The organism is Nonomuraea sp. B19D2, assembly GCF_040137845.1.
Classification (GTDB): Bacteria; Actinomycetota; Actinomycetes; order Streptosporangiales; family Streptosporangiaceae; genus Nonomuraea.
In genome coordinates, this window is record NZ_JBEFAK010000044.1 from 1 (window position 1) to 18,930 (window position 18,930).

The following is an 18,930-nucleotide window of genomic DNA, read 5'->3' on the forward strand; positions in this document are numbered from 1 at the left end:
AGAAGGCCAACAACACCCCGTACGGGTTGTCGGCCGGGATCTGGACGGAGAAGGGTTCGCGCATCCTGTGGATGGCCGACAAGCTGCGCGCGGGGGTGGTGTGGGCCAACACGTTCAACAAGTTCGACCCGGCCTCGCCCTTCGGGGGTTACAAGGAATCCGGGTACGGCCGCGAAGGCGGGTTGCACGGGCTGGAGGCGTACCTCGATGTCTGATCGACGAGTGACCGTGCGCAAAACGTACAAGTTGTTCATCGGGGGAGCGTTCCCGCGCTCGGAGAGCGGGAGGTCCTACCCCGTGACGAGAACGGAGCACGCCGCCAGGGCCTCGCGCAAGGACGCCCGCGAGGCGGTGGTGGCCGCGCGCAAGGCGTTCCCCGGCTGGTCGGGCGCCACGCCGTACAACCGGGGGCAGATCCTCTACCGCGTCGCCGAGATGCTGGAGGGCCGTCGTGCCCAGTTCGCCGACGAGGTCGGCGGCCCGCGCAAGCAGGCGCTGGAGCAGGTGGAGGCCGCGGTGGACCGGCTCGTCTGGTACGCGGGCTGGGCCGACAAGATCGCCGCGGTGCGTGGCTCGGCCAACCCGGTGGCGGGGCCGTACTTCAACCTGTCCTCGCCGGAACCGGCCGGGGTGGTCGCGGTCGTCGCGCCCGCCGACCCCCTCCTCGGCCTCGTCTCCGCCGTCGCACCCGTGATCGTCACCGGCAACACCTGTGTCGTGGTCGCCTCGGAGCGGGCGCCGCTGCCCGCCATCACGTTCGCCGAAGTGCTGGCCACCTCCGACCTGCCGGGCGGAGTCGTGAACATCCTCACCGGGCACCAGGCCGAGCTGGCGCCCTGGCTGGCGGCGCACATGGACGTCAACGGGCTCGACCTCACCGGCGTGGGAGCCCCCGAGCTGGCGCTGGCCTGCGCGCAGGCGGCGGCCGAGAACTTCAAACGCGTGCTCACCGCGGAAAACGACCGAGGAACGGGACGCATGACCGCGTTCATGGAGACCAAGACGGTCTGGCACCCCGCCGGGATCTGATCGACCCCGCACCCCGCAAGGGCACGGCACACGGGCCGTGACCTCGGGTCACCCATCCCCGAATCTGGAGGAACCCCCATGGAACCCACCGGTGTTCTCGTCGTCGGGAGCATCACCGCGGACGTCACGGCGTTCAGCCAGCGGCTGCCGCGGCGCGGTGAGACCGTGCTCGGCGACGACTTCACCCTCGTGCTCGGCGGCAAGGGCGCGAACCAGGCCGTGTCCGCGGCCCACTCGGGCGCGCCGACCTGGATGGTCGCCTACGTGGGCCAGGACCCGTTCCGCGACATCGTGCTGTCCGGTCTGGAGGCGCACGGTGTCACCCTCACCGAGGTACGCACGGTCGAGGGCCGCACGGGCGTCGCCCACATCCGCGTGGACGCGTCAGGTGAGAACGACATCGTCATCACGCCGCTCGCCAACGCCTCCCTCGACGAGGCGATGGTCACGCAGAGCGTCGAGCGCGTCCGCGACCGGGTCGGCGTCCTCCTGCTCCAGCTCGAGATCCGGACGGAGGTCGCCTGCCACGCGGCGCGCGCGGGCGCGGCGGCCGGGCTGACCGTGGTCCTGGACCCCGCGCCCGCCCAGGAACTGCCGGACGACGTGTGGCCGTACCTCGACATCGTGACCCCGAACGAGAGTGAGGCCACCGTGCTGACCGGCGTGCAGGTCACGGACCTGGAGTCGGCGGAGCGGGCGGCGGCCTGGTTCCTGGAGCGCGGCGTGGGCCACGCGATCATCACGCTCGGCGCGGGCGGCGCCCTGTCGGTCACGAAGGAGCGCACCCGCCACTTCCCCGCGTACGCCGTGACGCCCGTGGACACCACGGCGGCCGGCGACGCGTTCACCGGCTTCTTCGGCGGCGCCCTCGCCGCCGGCCTCGACGTGGACACCGCCATCCAGTACGGCATGGCGGCCGGCGCCCTGGCCACCACCAAGGCGGGAGCCAGCCCCTCGCTCCCCGGCAGGGACGAGGTCGAGCCATTGGTCAACACCTCCATGGAAGGAGCCACCCGATGAGGCGCAACCAGGGAACGCTCAACGCCCAGCTCGCCCGCGTGATCTCCGAGCTCGGCCACACGGACACGATCATCGTCACCGACGCGGGACTGCCCATCCCGAGAGACGTGGAACGCGTGGATCTGGCTGTCAGGGAGAACCTGCCCCGTTTCCTCGACCTGCTGGACGCGGTGCTCGACGAGGTGGCCGTGGAGGGCGTGCTGCTGTCCGAGGAGATCAAGCAGCACAGCCCGGACATGCTGGCCGCGATCGAGGAGCGGTTCGACCGGCTGGGCCTGACTCTGGAGTTCCTGCCGCACGCCGAGTTCAAGCAGGCCACCGCCGGGGCCAGGGCGGCCGTGCGCTCCGGCGAGTTCACCCCGTACGCCAACGTCCTGCTCACCGCGGGCGTCGTGTACTGATCGGGAGCCTGGCATGCATCTCCAGCTTGCCGATGTGCGCAAGTCCTTCGGCGACAACAGCGTCCTGCGGGGCGTCAGCTTCGACGTCGGCCCCGGCGAGGTCGTGGCGCTCGTCGGCGAGAACGGGGCGGGCAAGTCCACGCTCACCCGGGTGATCTCCGGCGCGCACCAGCCCGACTCGGGGCGGCTGCTGATCGACGGGACCGCGACGGCCTTCAAGGACCCGCAGGCCGCGATGGCACAGGGCATCGAGGTCATCTACCAGGAGTTCCAGCAGAACCTGTTCCCGCACCTCAGCGTGGCCGAGAACATGTACGTGCTGGACCGCGAGCGCGTCTTCGGCCGCCTGTTCGTCTCCAAGCAGCGCATGGCCGCCGAGGCCAGGCAGGCGCTGCGCCGCCTCGGCATGGAGATCGACGTGCAGCGCCAGGTCAGCGAGCTGAGCGTGGCCGAGCGGCAGATGCTCGAGATCGCCAAGGCCATGACGCACGAGCTGCGGCTGATCATCCTCGACGAGCCGACCGCGGCCCTCGACGAGCAGGAGTCCGAGCAGCTCTTCGCCCAGGTGAACCGGCTGCGCGAGGCCGGCGTGTCGGTGATCTACATCAGCCACCGGCTGGACGAGGTCTTCGCCCTGTCGGACCGCATCGTCGTGCTGCGCGACGGCCGGGTCACGCTCGACGCCCCCACCGAGCGGCTCACCCCGGCCGAGGTCGTCACGGCGATGGTCGGCGACGCCGTGGACGACTTCTACCCCAAGGAGCGCAACGCCAGACCGGACGTCGTCCTGGAGGTGCGCGGCGGTCACGGCGCCCGGTTCCACGACATCGATCTCCAGGTCCGGGCCGGTGAGGTGGTCGGCATCGGCGGCGTGGTCGGCTGCGGGCGCAGCGACCTGCTGCGCGCGCTGTTCGGCCTGCAGCCGCTGACCGGCGGTTCCGTGCTCGTGGACGGCTCCGGCGTACGCGTCGCGAGCGTCCAGGACGCGATCGGCAGCCGGATCGCCTACCTGTCGCCCGACCGGCAGGCCGAGGGCCTGTGCATGGGCCAGTCGGTCGAGTCGAACGTGTCGCTGGCCTCGCTGCGCGAGTTCAGCCCCGGGAGCGGTGTCGTGCGGCGCGGCAAGGAGCGCGCGGCCACCGGCGCGGTCATCTCGGAACTGCGGGTACGCGCCGCCTCCCCGTCCATCCCGGTCAGCTCGCTGTCCGGCGGCAACCAGCAGAAGGCCCTGTTCGCCAAATGGGTGATGACCAGGCCGCGGGTGCTGCTCATGGACGAGCCGACCAGAGGCGTGGACGTCGGGGCCAAGACCGAGATCTACCGGATCATCAACCAGCTCACCGCGGACGGCGTCGCCGTCCTGCTCGTGAGCTCCGACCTGCCGGAACTCGTCGCCATGTCCGACCGCGTGGTCGTGATGCGCGAGGGACGGCTCGTCGCCGAGCTGACCGGCGACGACCTCGACGAGCAGTCCATCCTCAAGCACGCACTGGTAGGTGCCGCATGACCTCGAAGCTCAAGACCGTCGCGGGCCGGCTGCGCGCGGTGTGGATGCTCCTCCTGGTAGGGATCGTCCTCTCGGTGGCCTCGCCGGTCTTCCTCACCCCGACGAACCTGCTCAACGTCGCGCTCGCGACCTCCGTGGCCGCGCTGCTCGCGGCCGGGCAGACGTACGTGATCATCCTGGCCGAGATCGACCTGTCCGTGGGCTCGGCGCTCGGCTTCTCCGCCGTCGTCACCGCCCTGACGCTCGGCACGTACGGGCTGATCCCCGCGCTGGCCGCGGGACTGGCGACCGGCGCGGCCATCGGGCTGGTCAACGGCCTGCTCGTGACCAGGACCAGGATGCCGTCGTTCATCGCGACGCTGGCCACGATGTCGGTGTTCGCCGGGCTCACCCTGCACGTCACCTCGGGCAACCCCATCCCGGTGACGGACTACGACTTCCAGGGGATCGGTCAGGCGAGGTTCGCGGGCGTGCCGGTGCCGGTGTGGATCATGCTGGTGGCGTTCGGGATCTTCGGGTTCGTCCTGGCCCGCACCCGCTTCGGCCGGTACGTCTACGCCACCGGCGACAACGTCGAGGCCGCGCGGCTGTCCGGCATCAGGGTCCACCGCGTCAAGATCCTCGCCTTCGTCATCAGCGGCGTGCTGGCGTCCCTGGCCGGGTTCATCATCACCGCCCGGCTCTCCACGGCCCAGCCGACCGCCGGCGCCGGGCTGGAACTGGACGCGATCGCGGCCGTCATCATCGGCGGCACCAGCCTGGCCGGCGGCCGCGGCACCCTGCTCGGCACCCTCGTCGGAGCGCTCGTCCTCGGCGTCATCGACAACGGGATGAACCTGCTCGACGTCTCCCCGTTCCTCCAGGACGTGGTGAAGGGCCTGGTCATCCTCCTGGCCGTGTTCCTCGACCGCAACGTGGACATCCTCCGCAGGCTCGTGCCGCGCCGGGCCGAATCCCCCGTACCCGCACCAGAACTCGCACAGCACATCTAAGGAACAGCCATGCACACTCCCCGCAAAATCCTCGCCGTCGCGATCCTGGCCACCGTCTCCCTGACCGCCTGCAGCCGGGGCGGCGAGGAGACGACCACGGGTGCCGTCAAGGCGTCCGGCAAGAAGGACGCCACGATCATCATGAGCACGCTCGGCAACCCGTTCTTCATCAGCGTGAAGGACGGCGCCGAGGCTCAGGCCGCCAAGAGCGGCATCACCCTGAACGTGCAGAACGCCGACAACTCCGACGCCACCTTCCTCAACCAGGCGACGACCGCCATCTCCAAGCAGACCGGGATCCTCATCCTCGACCCGGTGGGCAGCCAGTCCGCCAGCAGCTCCGTCACACAGGCGAACTCGGCGAGCATCCCCGTGATGGCGTTCGACCGCAAGCCGTCCGGCGGCAAGCTGGCCACGTTCGTCGGCTACGACGCCGTCCAGGCCGGCAAGAACGCGGCCGACGCGCTGGCCGAGGCCGTCGGCGGCAAGGGCAAGGTCGTCGAGATCCAGGGCATCCTCGGCACCAACGTGGCCCAGGACCGCAGCAAGGGCTTCCAGCAGCAGATCGCGACGCACAAGGACATCAAGGTCGTTGCGACGCAGGCGGCCGACTTCGACCGGGCCAAGGCCCTGAACGTGATGACGAACGTGCTGCAGGCCAACCCCGACATCGACGGCGTGTACGCGGCCAACGACGAGATGGCCATGGGCGTGCTGTCCGCGCTCAAGGCCCGCAACCTGGTGGGCAAGGTCAAGGTCGTCGGCAACGACGGCATCGCCGACGCGCTGGCCGCCGTCGCGGCGGGCGAGATGTACGCCACCAACGCCGAGTCGCCCTTCGCGCTCGGGCAGAAGGTGATCTCTCTGGCCTCCGACGTCCTGGGCGGCAAGCAGGTACAGGCCGACGAGACGCTGCAGGGCAAGCTGGTCAAGAAGGACAACGTGAAGGAGTACGCGGACTACCTCGTCGGCCTCGGCGACAAGTCCGGCGTTCCGGACAGCCTCAAGTAGGAGCTTGAAGCTCACTTTTCGCCACAAACGCCGATGATCGGCTTGAAACTCACAAACAACACAAGGCCGGATGATCGGCAACAAAGCGTCCCAACACTTACCTCCAGCAAAACCTTGGAGGTAAGTGTTGGGGTACAGCAGACGCGATTTCCTGTCCGCCGTCGGTGTTTCCGGCGGGGCAGGCGCGCTCTTCGCGACCATGGGCGCGCTCGGGCTTGCGCCGTCCGCCGAGGCGGCCGCGAAGGGGACCTTCGGCCCGCCGCAGCCGTCCGACTTCTCGCTCACCGGGCGGTCCGCGAAGAAGGTAGTTATCCTCGGCGCGGGGATAGCCGGCCTCGCCACGGCGTACGAGCTGGGCAAGGCGGGCTACGACTGCACGATCCTGGAGGCGCTCGACCGGGTCGGCGGCCGGAACTGGACCATCCGTGGCGGCGACCGCGTGACCGAGCTCGACGGCTCCACGCAGGTCGCGCAGTTCAGTGACGGCCTCTACCTCAACGCGGGCCCGGCCCGGCTGGCGCAGTGGATGGTCACCATGGACTACTGTCGCGAGCTCGGCGTGGACCTGGAGGTCTTCACCAACTCCAACGCCCAGGCGTACATCTACCACCAGAACATGTCGGCCCCCGTCCGCTGGCGTACCGCCAAGGCCGACGTGTACGGGTACGTCTCCGAGCTGCTGTCGCGGGCGACCGACGCGGGGGCGCTGGACGCCGCGCTCACCGCGCAGGACAAAGAGCGGCTGATCGCCTTTCTGTCGAGCTTCGGGGCGGTGGGGGACAAGGCGAGCGGATTCAAGTACTCCGGAACCACCCGCCGCGGCCACAGCGTGAACCCGGGCGCGGGCGACCAGCCGGGCACGCTCCTCGGACCGGTGCCGTCGCTGTCGGAGGTGCTGGCGAGCGGAGTCGGGCAGCGGTTCGCGTTCGAGTTCGGCTACGACCAGGCGATGCTGATGTTCCAGCCGGTGGGCGGCATGGACGCGATCCCGCGGGCCTTCGCCGACAAGATCGGGCGGCAGCGGATCCGGCTGCGGGCCGAGGTCACCAAGATCACCGATCTGCAGGACGGCGTGGAGGTGGAGTATCAGGACCGCCACGGCCGTACCCAGAAGATCAAGGCGGACCTGTGCGTCGCGGCGATGCCCCCGCACATCCTCGCCAAGACCGCGCACAATCTCGGCGCGGAGGTCCAGGCCGCCCTCGCCACCCCGACCGTCACGAACGCCGGCAAGATCGGTCTGGCGTACCGCCGCCGCTGGTGGGAGACCGACGAGGACATCTACGGCGGCATCACCGCCACCGACCTCGATCTGGCCACGATCTGGTACCCCTCCTACGGGTACGGCACGTCGCGCGGCCTGGTCGTCGGCTACTACAACTTCGGCGCCCAGGCCGACGCGTACGCCGCGCTGAAGCCCGCCGAGCGCGAGCGCCGCGCGATTGAGCAGGGCATGAAGGTCCATGGCGCGAAATATCGCGACGAACTGGCGTCGTCGGTGTCCATCGCCTGGAAGCTCCAGCCGCACATCGAGGGCGCGTGGGTGGGCTGGCCGTCCCGGCAGGGCGCGTACCAGCTCCTCGGCAAACCCGCCGGGCACGTGTACTTCGCGGGGGACTGGCTGAGCTACATGATCGCCTGGCAGGCGGGAGCCCTCGAGTCCGCCCGCAAGGTCGTCACCGAGCTGCACCAGCGCGTCCTGACCACCTCCTGAGAGGACACCACCGCATGAAGCTCCGCACCGTCGCTCTCCCCGCGGCCGTCGTCCTCGTCCTCGGCACGAGCACCGCTGCCGCCACCCCCACCTGGTCGCCCCTGCCGCAGGAGGTCAAGCCGTTCCTCCCCGCGGGCACCACCAACCCCGCGATCGCCGACGGCGTGGCGCTCGGAAGGCAGGTGGCCACGTACACCGCCAGCGGCCTGGGGCCGGCGGCGGCCAACCCCGCGGCGCCCGCCGACTCTCCCGAACGCTACGTCGACTTCCCCGGCGGGACCCTGCCCCCGGGCGTCACCCTCACCGAGGCCCAGGCCCTCAGCGTGCTCAAACGCATCAAGGCCAACCTCGCCGCGGCCGGTCTGGGCCTCGCCGACGTCGTCTCCATGCGCGCCTACCTGGAGAAGCCTCCTGGAGCCGAGGCGGCCGACTTCACCGGCTGGAACCGCGCCTACCGTCAGTTCTTCGCCAACACGGACCTAGCCACCGGCCAGGCCGTACCCGTCCCGCTCGGCACAGCGCCGCCCGCCCCGCCCATGGAGGTCAACCCGGCCCGCCCGGCCCGCGTGACGATCGAGATCGCCAACCTCCCGGTCGCGGGCTGGCTCGTCGAGGTGGAGGTCGTCGCCGCGTACAAGCACTGACCGCCCCACCGGAGCGGGCCGCCGAGCCGGGGTTCGGCGGCCCGTCAACGTGTGTTCAGTCGTGGAAGACGACCACGCGGGGTTCCCGGTGTTCGTCGGCGATCGGCTGCCCGGGCTCGCGCAGCCCCTCCGCCAGGACGCGTCCGGTGCGCGGGTCGACGACGCGGTAACGCGCCGGCAACCCCTCCTCGCGCGTCGGACGGAGCGCGCCGCCGTTCTCCTGGTAGACCACGTGCAGCCGGCCGGGCACGTGCAGGGCGCGCGGGCTGACGAAGATCTCCCAGTCAGGCTCCATGTCGGTCGTGGGCAGCCCGTCCAGGATCTTGCCGAGGAGCCCGACGTAGGTGGACCCCTCGAAAGCCAGGGAGTCGCGCCAGCCGCCGGAGGGGGCCAGGAAGTACGGCTCGTGCCCGGGCTCGCGGTCGTGCAGCTTCCACTGCCAGATGTTGGCGGCCCCGTAGACCACGCCCATGGTGCCCCCGGCGCACAGGTTGCTCCACGCCTCATGCCCCTGCCACCAGCCGGCGGCGTTGGTGCTCGAGCGGGTCTGCTCGTAGGTCGGCTCGCCGTTGGCGACGGCCTTGACCGGGGTGTCGCGCCACATGCCGGCGACCCGTTCGGGGACGTGCTCGCCGCCGTGGCCGGTCTGGCACCACTGGAAGTCCAGCCAGCCGGCGTCCTGCCAGGCCCGGTTGTCGGCGTGCGGGCGGTAGTGGATGCCGGTGGGCTGGCCGTAGCAGTCCCAGGCGTGGACCTCGGCGCCGCCGGCCGGGATCTGCGGCTCGCGGCCGGAGCCGTCGGCGCCCACCAGGTAGATCGCCGGGCGGGCGCCGTAGCGGGCCACCAGGTAGCGGCAGTAGCGGGCGTACTCGGCGGGCGGTACGACGGTCCCGGCCACGTCGAGGCCCTTCCAGCCGAACCCCTGGAAGACCGGCTGCAGCACGGGCACGATCTCGTGCTCCGCCAGGATGTCCAGGAGTCGGTCCAGGTACTGGAAGTAGGCCGGGTTGAGGTCGTTGATGTGGCCGGTCGGCAGGTCCTCGAAGGCGACGTCGAAGCCCTCGTCGGCCTGCCGGTCGCGCGGTCCGGTCGCGCGCATGTCGGGCTGGACGGACATGAGCAGCACCGCGTTGAAGCCCTTGGCGTGCCGGTCGGCCGCGTAGCGGCGTACCTGCTCCTCGGTGGCCCGCCACGGCAGGGCCCAGGCGGTGTCGGCGACGAGGATCGCGGGGGCGCCGTCGGCGTGGACGAGGCTGCGCCCGCCCGGCGACATGGTCCAGAAGCCGTGGCGCCGGAACCGGTGTGCTCCCGGCTCGGCGGGCTCCACCTCGACGATTCCGCTCGCCCCGCGAAGGCCGGGGTCGTCGAGGGAGGCTTGGGCGCTCCAGTGCCAGCGGCCGTGCGGCAGGGGCGAGCTGAAGCGGACCCGCCAGGTGCGGCCGCCGTCGTAGAAGGCGGGCCGGCGCAGGGTGAGCCCGCTGTCGTGGGTGAAGTCGGCCCAGACGTCGACGGCGGTGTAGGCGTCGGGGATGCCGGTCGAGGCGGTGAGCGTGATCTCCGCCTCGCGCCAGGCTCCGGCGACGCGGGTGACGTCGCCCATCAGCCGTCCACCTGGGCGGTCAGCAGCGCCTTGCGGGCGATGCGCTGCGCGGCCAGGGCGTCCTGGCGCGCCTGCGCCTCGGCCAGGGCGTCCACGTCGAGGATCTGCAGGGCCCGCCAGATCGTCCGCATCACCTCGATCCCGGCCCTGGCGGCCTCCACCGCGTCCTCGCGGAAGGGGAATCGGCCTGGAAGGGGTTGGGAACTGTTCGGTGAGGAAGGGATTCCTGTGTGCATGAGCTCGCTTGAGTAAGCACCTGTGTTGACGTATTGGCACGGATCGCTTACGCTTCGTAGCGATCTGGATGGCTGATGCGGTGTCGGTTTCCGGGGCCCTCGTTTCACCGGAGTGATGGTCCGGGGCCTCCCTGGTTGCTTCTGACTGTGTCGGCACGGCCAGGTCGCGAAGGGAACCTGCCGCTCCGGATCGGACCGCACGCGGGACGTGCGTCGCTGCCCGGGGTTGTACGTGGGGGACCAGTGCGCCCAAGACCGTTCGGAGCGCGCCGCTGCGCGGGTTTCACTCCTGCTCAGTGTCGAGGAACGGTAGTCCCAGCCGTCCTGGCCGGGCCAGAGCTTGACGTAGTCGCAGCCGAGGCGGCGCGCCAGGTCGGCGGACTCGCTCACCAGCTCGATGGCCTCGCGCCGGATGCCGGGGTCGGGGTTGGTGAAGCCCCCGCGGGCGAACTTCCTGGTGTAGATCTCCGGTGTCAGCGCGATGGCCCGCAGCCCGTTGGCCTTCAGCCGCTCCTCCAGCAGCTCCACGTCGAGGTCGCCGGGGTTGAACGGGTAGTTGATGTCGACCACGGACAGGCTGCCGACCTGGCCGGCACGGTCGATCGCCTCCAGGGTGGAGACGGGCGGGCCGTACCCGTCGGTGGCGTAACGGTCGCGGAACTGCCCGAAGTGCCACAGACCTGCGCCGAAGAGAGGTTCTGCCGTCATGCGGGTCTTTCTCCTATCCCTTGATCGCGCAGGAGATATGAATGTTTATTCACTCTCGCCTGGCTATTCAGGCGGAATGTAACCTCGGTGTCCGGCGGCCGTCAAGAGCAGCGCATGAGCGGCTCTCGCACCTCATTGACATGGGTCCGACGCGAGCCTTAGCTTCAAAATATGCCTAATCATTATGGAATAAATATTCGGCATTCGGTGGAGAGGTGATGTCCGTGCTCCCCTCCGATCCCGTGCAGTCGGCCGCCTACCGGGAGGCGGCCGGGCGCATTCGCGCAGCCGACCGGCACGCCGCCGCGGCAGAGCTGGACCGCCTGGCCACCGAGGTACGCCGGAGCATCGTCCGGACGATCGACCGGGCACGCATGGGGCACATCGGTGGCGACCTGTCCGTGACCGACATCCTGGTCGCCTGTTTCTACGGCGTGCTGTCCGTCGATCCCGAGCGCCCGCGCTGGGCCGGGCGGGACCGGTTCGTGCTGAGCAAGGGGCATTGCGCGGCCGCCCTGTACGCCACCTTGGCCCACTGCGGATTCTTCCCGGCGGCGGAGCTGGACACGTTCATGGCGCCGCTGTCGGCGCTGAACGGTCACCCCAACCGCATCAAGGTTCCCGGTGTCGAGACCAACACGGGCGCTCTCGGGCACGGCCTGCCGGTGGCCACCGGATGCGCGCTGGCGGCGAAACTCGACGGCGCGAGCTGGCGCACGTTCGTGGTCCTGGGCGACGGGGAGCTGCAGGAGGGCAGCAACTGGGAGGCCGCCATGGCCGCCGCCCACCACGGCCTCTCGTCGCTGACCGCGATCGTCGACCGCAACCGGCTGCAGCAGGGCGCCAGAACGGAGGAGACCAACGCCTTGGGCGCCCTGGATGACAAGTGGCGCAGTTTCGGCTGGGAGGTCCGCGAGATCGACGGGCACGATCACCTCGCGCTGCTGCAGGCGATGAGCGGTTCGGCCACCGGCCGGCCGGTCGCCGTCATCGCCAACACGATCAAGGGGAAGGGCGTGTCGTTCATGGAGGACCGGGTGGAGTGGCACCACAAGGTGCCGAGCCCCGAGCAGGTCGAGGCGGCGCTCGCGGAGCTGGCGCGATGACCCTCACCGAGCAGCAGGCCGCGTTCGACTGCCGCCGGGACTTCGCCGAGGAGCTCCTGGCCCTGGCCGAGCGGGACGAGCGGATCGTGGCCGTGTGCAACGACTCCGTCGGCTCCAGCAACCTCACCGGCTTCCGCGAGCGGTACCCCGATCGGTTGATCAACGTCGGCATCGCCGAGCAGGACCTCGTCGGGGTGGCCGCGGGTCTGGCGAACGCGGGCAAGATCCCGTTCGTGTGCGCGGCGGCGCCGTTCCTGACCGGGCGCGCGCTGGAGCAGATCAAGGCCGACGTCGCCTACAGCGAGGCGCACGTCGTGCTCTGCGGGCACAGCCCCGGCATGGCCTACGGCGAGCTCGGGCCCACCCACCACTCGATCGAGGACCTGTCCTGGATGCGCGCGGTCGCGAACCTCGACGTGATCGTCCCGGCCGATCCCGTGCAGACCCGTGCCGCCGTGCGCTGGGCGGCGGCCTCCGGCAGGCCCTCCTACCTGCGGATCCCGCGCTTCAAGGTGCCCGTGGTCACGCCGGACGACGCGCCCTTCGAGCCGGGCCGGGCGGTGCTGCTCCAGGACGGCGGCGACGTCACGGTGATCGCGATCGGCTCCCTGACCTCCCGCGCCCTGCAGGCGGCGGCCCGCCTGCGCGAGGAGGGCGTCTCCGTACGTGTGCTGAACATGCCCTTCCTCGACCCGCTGGACGAGGACGCCGTCGTCGCGGCCGCGCGCGAGACCGGCGGGATCGTCACCGCCGAGGAGGCGACGACCAGCGGCGGGCTCGGCGCGGCGGTCGCCGCCGCCGTCGTGACCCGTCACCCCGTCCCGATGCGGATCCTCGGTGTGCCCCGCGTGTTCGCCCCCACCGGGGACACGGCCTTCCTGCTCGACCACTTCGGGCTGTCCGCCGACGGCATCGTCGCCGCCGTCAGAGACCTGACGCGCCATGGCTAGCCCGCTCATCCTGGCCGTCGACCAGGGCACCAGCTCAACCAAGGCGCTGCTCGTCGATGCCGGGGGGCGGGTCGTCTCGCGTGCCGTCGCCCCGGTCGCCGAGAGCCAGCCCCGCCCCGGCTGGGTGGAGCAGTCCGCCGAGGAGCTGTGGCAGAGCGTACGGCGCGCGGTCGCCGGCTGCGTGGACCCCGCGCAGGCCGGCCGGGTCGCCGGGGTGGGGTTCAGCACCCAGCGCGAGTCGCTGGTGTTGTGGGAGCGCCGCACCGGCGAGCCCGCCGGGCCGCTGATCAGCTGGCAGGACCGGCGCACCGCCGACCGGTGCCACGAGCTGGCCGCCACCGGGGCGGCCGAGCTGGTGCGGTCGGTGAGCGGGATGCCGCTGGACCCCATGTTCTCCGCGCTCAAGGCGCGCTGGCTGCTCGACACGTACGATCCGGACCGGCGCCGCAGCCGGGCGGGGGAGCTGTGCCTGGGCACCGTGGACTCCTGGCTGCTCAGCCGCTTCGGCGGCGAGCACGTCATCGAGGTCGGCAACGCCTCCCGCACCCAGCTGCTCGACGTCGGGACCGGCGACTGGGACCCGCGGCTGCTCGACCTCTTCGGCGTGCCACGCGAGGTCCTGCCGCGGGTGGTCGCCTCCTCCGGCGGCTTCCCCGCGGTCCGGGACCTGGCGCCGCTGCCCGACGGCGTGCCGGCGCTGGCCGTCATGGGCGACTCGCACGCCGCCATGTTCGCGCATGCGGGGTGGCGGCCAGGTGTCGTGAAGGCCACGTACGGCACCGGCTCGTCGGTGATGGCGATCGGCGACCGCGGCGAGGTACCCGGACTCTGCCGCAGCATCGCCTGGGACCTCGGCGCCGGGCCGGTACCGGCCGTCGAGGGCAACATCCGCGCGACCGGCCGCACCATCAGCTGGCTGGCCGAGCTGTTCGGCACCGGCGCCGACGTGCTGCTGGCCGAGGCGGAGGACACCGGCCCGGCAGGCGTGCACTTCGTCCCTGCCTTCGGCGGCCTGGGCGCCCCGTGGTGGGAGCCGGCCGCCACCCCCGTCGTCACCGGCCTGACCCTGGGCACGCGGCGCGGCCAGCTCGTCGCCGCCGCCCTGGAGGCCGTCGCCTTCCAGGTCGAGGACGTCGTGGCGGCGATCGACCAGGCCGTCGGCCACGTACGCGTCCTCATGGCCGACGGCGGGCTGACCCGCAGCGCCCGCCTGATGCGGCTGCAGGCCGACCTCAGCGGCCGCACCGTCGCCCGGTCCGGCGAACACGACCTGTCCTGCCTCGGCGCGGCCGACGCCGCCGGGCTCGCGGCCAAGCTGTGGACCCTCGAACAGCTGGAACAGCGGCCGCGGCCCGCGGACGCGTTCGAGCCCGCCCTCGACGAGGCGGAACGCGTGGCCAGGAAGGCCGCCTGGCACGAGGCCGTACGCAGATCCCGGCCCCCGGACCAAAGGAGCAGCACATGAGCACTGGGCGCAATAAGCTGAATTAATCGTCCAGGTATGAATAGACAATCGGCGTAGACGCCGAGAGGAAGGCGGTGCGCGGTGGCCCCTGACCCGGGAGGGAGGCGCGACACGACCAAGGATCACCTGCGGCTCCTGGCCAGGGTCGCTCGCATGTACCACGAGCAGGACATGCGCCAGCCTGAGATCGCCGCCGCGCTCAACATCTCCCAGCCTCGTGTGTCCCGCCTGCTCAAGGAGGCGGTCACGCGAGGCATGGTGCGCACGGTGGTCACGCTGCCGGAAGGCGTGCACACCGAGCTGGAGGAGGAGCTGCAGCGGCGCTACGGCCTGCGTGACGCCGTCGTCGTGGACATCGAGGACTTCCAGGGCGACGTCATTCCGCCGCTCGCCTCGGCCGCGGCCAGCTACCTCAGCGTCACCTTCACCGGTGGAGACGTGATCGGCATCTCCTCGTGGAGCGAAACGCTGCTCGCCACCGTCGAACGCATGCCGCAGAAGAACTCGCAGGTCGCCGACCGCGTCATCCAGCTCGTCGGTGGCGTCGGCAGCCCCGAGGCCCAGGTGCACGCCACCCGGCTGGTGGCCCGCCTGGCCAACCTCACCTACGCCCGGCCGGTCTTCGTGCCCCTTCCCGGCGTGGTCGCCACCGCGGCGATCCGCGACGCGCTGGTGCAGGACCCCACCGTGATCGACGTCCAGTCGCAGTGGAACGACCTGACCGTCGTGCTGGTCGGCATCGGCAGCCTGGAGCCCTCGCCGTTGCTGCTCAGCAGCGGCAACGCCGTCAGCCAGGCCGACCAGGAGGAGCTGCGGGCCCTCGGCGCCGTCGGGGACGTGTGCCTGCACTTCTTCGACGCCGCGGGCAAACCCGTCGACTCGGGCTTCGACCAGCGCGTCATCGGCATCGACGCACCCACCTTCCGCTCCGTCGGACGCCGGGTCGGGGTGGCGGGCGGCATACGCAAGTTGTCCGCCATCAAGGCCGCCATCGAAGGCGGCTGGATCAACGTCCTCATCACCGACCTGCGGGTGGCCCGCCTCCTCTGCCCCGAGGAGTGAGCCGCCGGTTCAGGCGACTCACTCGCCCTGTCCGTCAGCCGCGTTCCGCGGCCGGCCAGCCGTACCCCCAGCCGCCCTGGACCATGGTCTGGAAGGCCCAGCCGTCCTCGGTGCGAACCAGCAGGTCGGCGTAGTGCATGTGCTGCTGCTGGCCTTCGATCGTCATCGTGGCCTCGGTCTCCACGACCACGAGATTCCGGCTCAGGAAGTGCGGCGTCCGCTTCGACTCGAGGTCGAGTCCCGCGGTGCCACCGCCCATGGCTTCCTTCATCGCCTCGATGTACTCCGCCCGCGTCCACTGCCGTACGGCCGCGTAGCCGTCGGGCACGTCGGTGGCCAGGTTCATCGGGAAGACCGCCAGGTCGGCCAGCTGCTCGATCGCACCCTGCTCGGCGAGCGCGTCGTACTCGGCGAACCACTCTTCGACGCTCTTCAGCTCCTCGCTGCTCGGCTGATACATATGCGCCCCTCTCTCGAACCGTACGATGTACCGTACAGCATACGGGATCGATGGGCAAGCCTGTCCCGTCGGGCTGTTCGAGGGGTCCTTCAGTCGCTCGCCGGCGCCCGGAGGGTGCGCAGTTCGCCGAGCAGGTCGCGGATCAGCGCCGACCCGGTCAGCTCCCGGGTGGTCACGTAGCCGACGCGGCGCAGCGGTGCGCCGTCGCCGAGCTCGGTCGTGGCCACCTTGGGCGGCGCCCCCACGGTCGACAGCCGCGGCACGATCGCCGCGCCGAGCCCGTGGCCGACCATCGACATGACCACCCCGTCGTCCTCGACCGTGATGTCGCCCGGCGGGATCCACTCCTGCCTGGCGAGCCAGCGCCGGGTCTCGCCCGAGCAGTTCTCGTGCCAGTCGATCATGGGCAGCGAGCGGGGATCCGGGTGTCCCGCCGGATAGGCCAGCACGTACGGCTCGGCGTACAGCTCCTTGGCGACCAGCCCCTCCACGTACACCGGCAGCGAGACGACGCCCACGTCGGCCCGCCCGTCGGCCACCTCGCCGGCGATGCCCCTGCCCAGGTCGGGCACGATGCGCACGTCCACGGTGACCCGGGGATAGCGCTGACCGAACCGCACCAGCACCCTGGGCAGCAGGTGGAAGGCGGCGCTGCGGAAGGCGGCCAGCCGGATGGTCCCGGTGGCCTCGCCGCGGGCGGCGGTGCGCGTGTCGGTCTTCATGACCTCCATGAGCCGCAGGATGCGCCGCGCGTGGCCGACCGCCGCCGCCCCGGCCGCGGTGGCCTGGGCGCCGCCGCGCCCTCGGTGGAACAGCACGGTTCCCATCTTCCGCTCGGCGGCGCGCAGTGCGTGCGAGACCGCCGACTGGGTGAGGCCCAACCGCGCCCCTGCCGCCGACACGCTGCCCTCGCCGTCCACGGCGACGAGTACGCGTAGTTCGGCCGCGGTCAGATCGTTCACGGCGCAGACAACGTATGAAGGACCTTCATGCATTCCGCGCGATCCAGAAACACCACCCGCTGGCCGGCCTTACGCGTCCCTTCTAGGGTCGGGCGCATGAGAGTGATGCATGCAGAACAGCTTGGCGGCCCCGAGGTGCTGACCCTGGCCGAGGTGCCCGACCCGGTGCCGGGACCCGGTGAGACCCTGGTGGACGTCGAGGCCGCCGGGCTCAATTTCGCCGACATCAAGCAGATCGAGGGTTCCTACCTGCCGCCGGAGCTTCCGTTCGTGCCGGGCAGTGAGGTCGTGGGCCGTACCGTGGACGGCCGCAGGGTGCTGGCCTTCGCCAGCCGCGCTTTCGCGACGAAGGCGCTGGTGAAGGAGGCGGTGGAGATCCCCGAGGCACTGCCCGCGGGCGCCGCGCTGGCGCTGCTGGTGCAGGGCCTGACCGCGTGGCATCTCCTGCGTACGGCGGCGCGCATCGCGCCCGGCGAAAGCGTCGTGGTCAACGCCGCGGCCGGCGGTGTGGGCCATCTGGCGGTGCAACTGGCCAAGGAGTTCGGGGCCGGGCGGGTGATCGGCACGGCCTCCACCCCGGAGAAGCGCGAGCTGGTGCTGGGTCTCGGCGCGGACGCTGCGATCGACGGCGCCGCCGACGACTACGCCGAGCGGGTGATCGAGGCCAACGGCGGCTCCCCGGTGGACGTGGTGCTGGACGCCGTGGGCGGGGCGGTGTTCGACGCCGCGCCGCACGCGATCGCGCCGTTCGGCCGCCTGTTCACGTACGGGACCTCGGGCGGGACCGCCCCGAAGCCGGTCGATCCCGGCCTGCTCAGCGAGCGCAACATCGCGGTGGGCGGCTACTGGCTCGGCGCCCACCTGCGCCTGCCCGCAAGCACCGCCGCCGCGCCGCTGGCCGAGCTGATCGAGCTCACCGCCGCCGGCCGGCTGCGCCCGCTGACCGGCGGGGAGTACGAGCTGGCGCAGGCCGGCCGGGCACTGGCGGATCTGGCGGCCCGCCGCACCGTCGGAAAGGTCATCCTGCGGAACCCTTGAGCTTCGAGGCGCGCATGTTTCGGCGGCTGTCAGTGGGCACTGGACACGACAAGTCCCGCCGGCGCCGCCGCGTCGCAGGGGGACGGACAGGCCGGTCAGGACCGGGCTTCCAGGAGGCGGACGATCTCCGCGTGGCCGGTGCCGAGCCACCACTCCGAGCGGAGCTCGCCCGCCTCGTCGCGTACTTCGGCCACGACCCGCACGTCGCGTCCTTCGAACGTCTCCCTGCGCACCGTGACCAGCGCTCCCTGCGGCGCATGCTCGGTGGCGAGGGCGACCATTTCTTCCTTGATGTCGCGGCCGGCGTAATGCCTTGCGAGATCGACGGGACGCCGGCCCTGGCCGTCGGGCGATGACGGGTCCGCTCCGGAGTCGAGCAGTGTTCGTACAACGGCCGTCGCGCCGCGCTCGGCGGCATGGCTGAGGGCGGTGCGCCCGGCGGAGTCGCCGACGCCGGGATCGGCGCCCCTGTCCAGCAGTGCTCGCACAACGGCCAGGTGCTCGTTGGCGGCCGCCCAGTGCAGGGCCGTCATCGCGCTCCGCGTGACGTCCTCCTGCCGGTCGGGGTCGGCGCCGGCGTCGAGCAGCGCGATCACCGTCTCGGTGTGCCCCCAGCACGCGGCCGCGCAGAGGGGCAGGCCTTCGCTGTCGCCTGTGCTCTCCCTGTCGGGATCGGCGCCGGAGGCCAGCAACATCCGGACGATGCCGGCGTTCCCCTGCACGGCCGCTCGGTAGAGGGCCGTGCCGCCGTCCTCGTCGGGTCCGTCCGGCGCGGCGCCCCCGTCCAGCAGCCGCCTGACCTCCTCTGCCTCCCCGGCGGCCGCCGCCGACACCAGATCGAGTTCAGTCATGCGGACCAGTCTCCCTGGCAGGGGCCTCGTGATCCACCGGATTTCCTATCGAGGCCCGGGATCCACGGCGAGGGCGGCGCGGTCGGGCTCCGGCAGCCACTGGCTTCGCGGGTCGAACGGCCGGAAGACGAAGGCGCGGACCGCGCCGAGATCAAGGTCCGCCGCGGCCTCCTG

The 18,930-nt window shown here is 71.3% G+C and carries 19 protein-coding genes; 14 read left to right on the forward strand and 5 right to left on the reverse strand.

Annotation, left to right across the window (positions count from 1 at the left end; translation table 11 throughout):
* The 9 genes from ABN273_RS46790 to ABN273_RS46830 all read left to right on the forward strand — a co-directional run.
* Positions 1 to 215: aldehyde dehydrogenase family protein (locus tag ABN273_RS46790; protein WP_349456063.1), on the forward strand; the 215-nt coding region annotated here is incomplete at its 5' end.
* Positions 208 to 1,029 carry an aldehyde dehydrogenase family protein gene (locus tag ABN273_RS46795; RefSeq protein ID WP_349456064.1) on the forward strand — a complete coding sequence of 274 codons (822 nt, stop codon included), beginning with the start codon at positions 208 to 210 and terminating at the stop codon, positions 1,027 to 1,029. The genes ABN273_RS46790 and ABN273_RS46795, both read left to right, overlap by 8 nt.
* 78 nt (positions 1,030 to 1,107) lie before the next feature.
* Complete coding sequence (locus tag ABN273_RS46800) at positions 1,108 to 2,049, forward strand: ribokinase (RefSeq protein ID WP_349456065.1); 942 nt, start codon at positions 1,108 to 1,110, stop codon at positions 2,047 to 2,049.
* Positions 2,046 to 2,450: a D-ribose pyranase gene (gene rbsD, locus ABN273_RS46805; RefSeq protein WP_349456066.1), complete on the forward strand. Its 405-nt coding sequence runs from the start codon at positions 2,046 to 2,048 to the stop codon at positions 2,448 to 2,450. The genes ABN273_RS46800 and rbsD overlap by 4 nt, the downstream gene beginning before the upstream one ends.
* A gap of 13 nt (positions 2,451 to 2,463) precedes the next feature.
* Positions 2,464 to 3,957, forward strand: coding sequence for a sugar ABC transporter ATP-binding protein (locus tag ABN273_RS46810; protein ID WP_349456067.1), 1,494 nt, complete (start codon positions 2,464 to 2,466; stop codon positions 3,955 to 3,957).
* Complete coding sequence (locus tag ABN273_RS46815) at positions 3,954 to 4,949, forward strand: ABC transporter permease (protein ID WP_349456068.1); 996 nt, start codon at positions 3,954 to 3,956, stop codon at positions 4,947 to 4,949. Before ABN273_RS46810 ends, ABN273_RS46815 begins: the two co-directional genes overlap by 4 nt.
* Before the next feature lie 9 nt (positions 4,950 to 4,958).
* Positions 4,959 to 5,960: a substrate-binding domain-containing protein gene (locus tag ABN273_RS46820; protein ID WP_349456069.1), complete on the forward strand. Its 1,002-nt coding sequence runs from the start codon at positions 4,959 to 4,961 to the stop codon at positions 5,958 to 5,960.
* Positions 5,961 to 6,087: 127 nt separating this feature from the next.
* Positions 6,088 to 7,674 carry a flavin monoamine oxidase family protein gene (locus tag ABN273_RS46825; protein ID WP_349456070.1) on the forward strand — a complete coding sequence of 529 codons (1,587 nt, stop codon included), beginning with the start codon at positions 6,088 to 6,090 and terminating at the stop codon, positions 7,672 to 7,674.
* A gap of 14 nt (positions 7,675 to 7,688) precedes the next feature.
* Entirely contained in the window at positions 7,689 to 8,318 is a 630-nt protein-coding gene (locus tag ABN273_RS46830; RefSeq protein ID WP_349456071.1) for a Rid family hydrolase, read from the forward strand.
* A gap of 55 nt (positions 8,319 to 8,373) precedes the next feature.
* Here the strand turns inward: ABN273_RS46830 and ABN273_RS46835 are convergent, their stop codons facing one another.
* Both ABN273_RS46835 and ABN273_RS46840 read right to left on the reverse strand, forming a co-directional pair.
* Positions 8,374 to 9,918 (reverse strand): glycoside hydrolase family 140 protein, encoded by a 1,545-nt coding sequence (locus ABN273_RS46835; protein WP_349456072.1) that lies wholly within the window; start codon positions 9,916 to 9,918, stop codon positions 8,374 to 8,376.
* Positions 9,918 to 10,862: a sugar phosphate isomerase/epimerase family protein gene (locus ABN273_RS46840; protein WP_349456073.1), complete on the reverse strand. Its 945-nt coding sequence runs from the start codon at positions 10,860 to 10,862 to the stop codon at positions 9,918 to 9,920. Before ABN273_RS46840 ends, ABN273_RS46835 begins: the two co-directional genes overlap by 1 nt.
* A gap of 218 nt (positions 10,863 to 11,080) precedes the next feature.
* Between ABN273_RS46840 and ABN273_RS46845 the strand changes: the two genes are divergently transcribed.
* The 4 genes from ABN273_RS46845 to ABN273_RS46860 all read left to right on the forward strand — a co-directional run bounded on the left by ABN273_RS46845 (position 11,081) and on the right by ABN273_RS46860 (position 15,445).
* Positions 11,081 to 11,968 carry a transketolase gene (locus tag ABN273_RS46845; RefSeq protein ID WP_349456074.1) on the forward strand — a complete coding sequence of 296 codons (888 nt, stop codon included), beginning with the start codon at positions 11,081 to 11,083 and terminating at the stop codon, positions 11,966 to 11,968.
* Entirely contained in the window at positions 11,965 to 12,918 is a 954-nt protein-coding gene (locus ABN273_RS46850) for a transketolase family protein (RefSeq protein WP_349456075.1), read from the forward strand. The genes ABN273_RS46845 and ABN273_RS46850 overlap by 4 nt, the downstream gene beginning before the upstream one ends.
* The gene (locus ABN273_RS46855; protein WP_349456076.1) at positions 12,911 to 14,383 is read left to right on the forward strand and encodes an FGGY family carbohydrate kinase; all 1,473 of its coding nucleotides are present in this window, start codon (positions 12,911 to 12,913) and stop codon (positions 14,381 to 14,383) included. The genes ABN273_RS46850 and ABN273_RS46855 overlap by 8 nt, the downstream gene beginning before the upstream one ends.
* An 81-nt stretch (positions 14,384 to 14,464) precedes the next feature.
* The gene (locus ABN273_RS46860) at positions 14,465 to 15,445 is read left to right on the forward strand and encodes a sugar-binding transcriptional regulator (RefSeq protein WP_349456077.1); all 981 of its coding nucleotides are present in this window, start codon (positions 14,465 to 14,467) and stop codon (positions 15,443 to 15,445) included.
* A 34-nt stretch (positions 15,446 to 15,479) separates the two neighbouring features.
* On the opposite strand, the gene ABN273_RS46865 is transcribed toward ABN273_RS46860, so the two are convergent.
* Both ABN273_RS46865 and ABN273_RS46870 read right to left on the reverse strand, forming a co-directional pair.
* On the reverse strand, positions 15,480 to 15,905 hold the full coding sequence (locus tag ABN273_RS46865) for a nuclear transport factor 2 family protein (protein ID WP_349456078.1): 426 nt from the start codon (positions 15,903 to 15,905) through the stop codon (positions 15,480 to 15,482).
* A gap of 89 nt (positions 15,906 to 15,994) precedes the next feature.
* Complete coding sequence (locus ABN273_RS46870; RefSeq protein WP_349456079.1) at positions 15,995 to 16,867, reverse strand: LysR family transcriptional regulator; 873 nt, start codon at positions 16,865 to 16,867, stop codon at positions 15,995 to 15,997.
* 96 nt (positions 16,868 to 16,963) lie between these two features.
* Here ABN273_RS46870 and ABN273_RS46875 point away from each other — a divergent pair, with 96 nt between their 5' ends.
* Positions 16,964 to 17,905 carry a zinc-binding dehydrogenase gene (locus tag ABN273_RS46875; protein ID WP_349456080.1) on the forward strand — a complete coding sequence of 314 codons (942 nt, stop codon included), beginning with the start codon at positions 16,964 to 16,966 and terminating at the stop codon, positions 17,903 to 17,905.
* A 95-nt stretch (positions 17,906 to 18,000) separates the two neighbouring features.
* Here the strand turns inward: ABN273_RS46875 and ABN273_RS46880 are convergent, their stop codons facing one another.
* The gene (locus tag ABN273_RS46880) at positions 18,001 to 18,756 is read right to left on the reverse strand and encodes an ankyrin repeat domain-containing protein (RefSeq protein WP_349456081.1); all 756 of its coding nucleotides are present in this window, start codon (positions 18,754 to 18,756) and stop codon (positions 18,001 to 18,003) included.
* Positions 18,757 to 18,930: the final 174 nt, after the last annotated feature.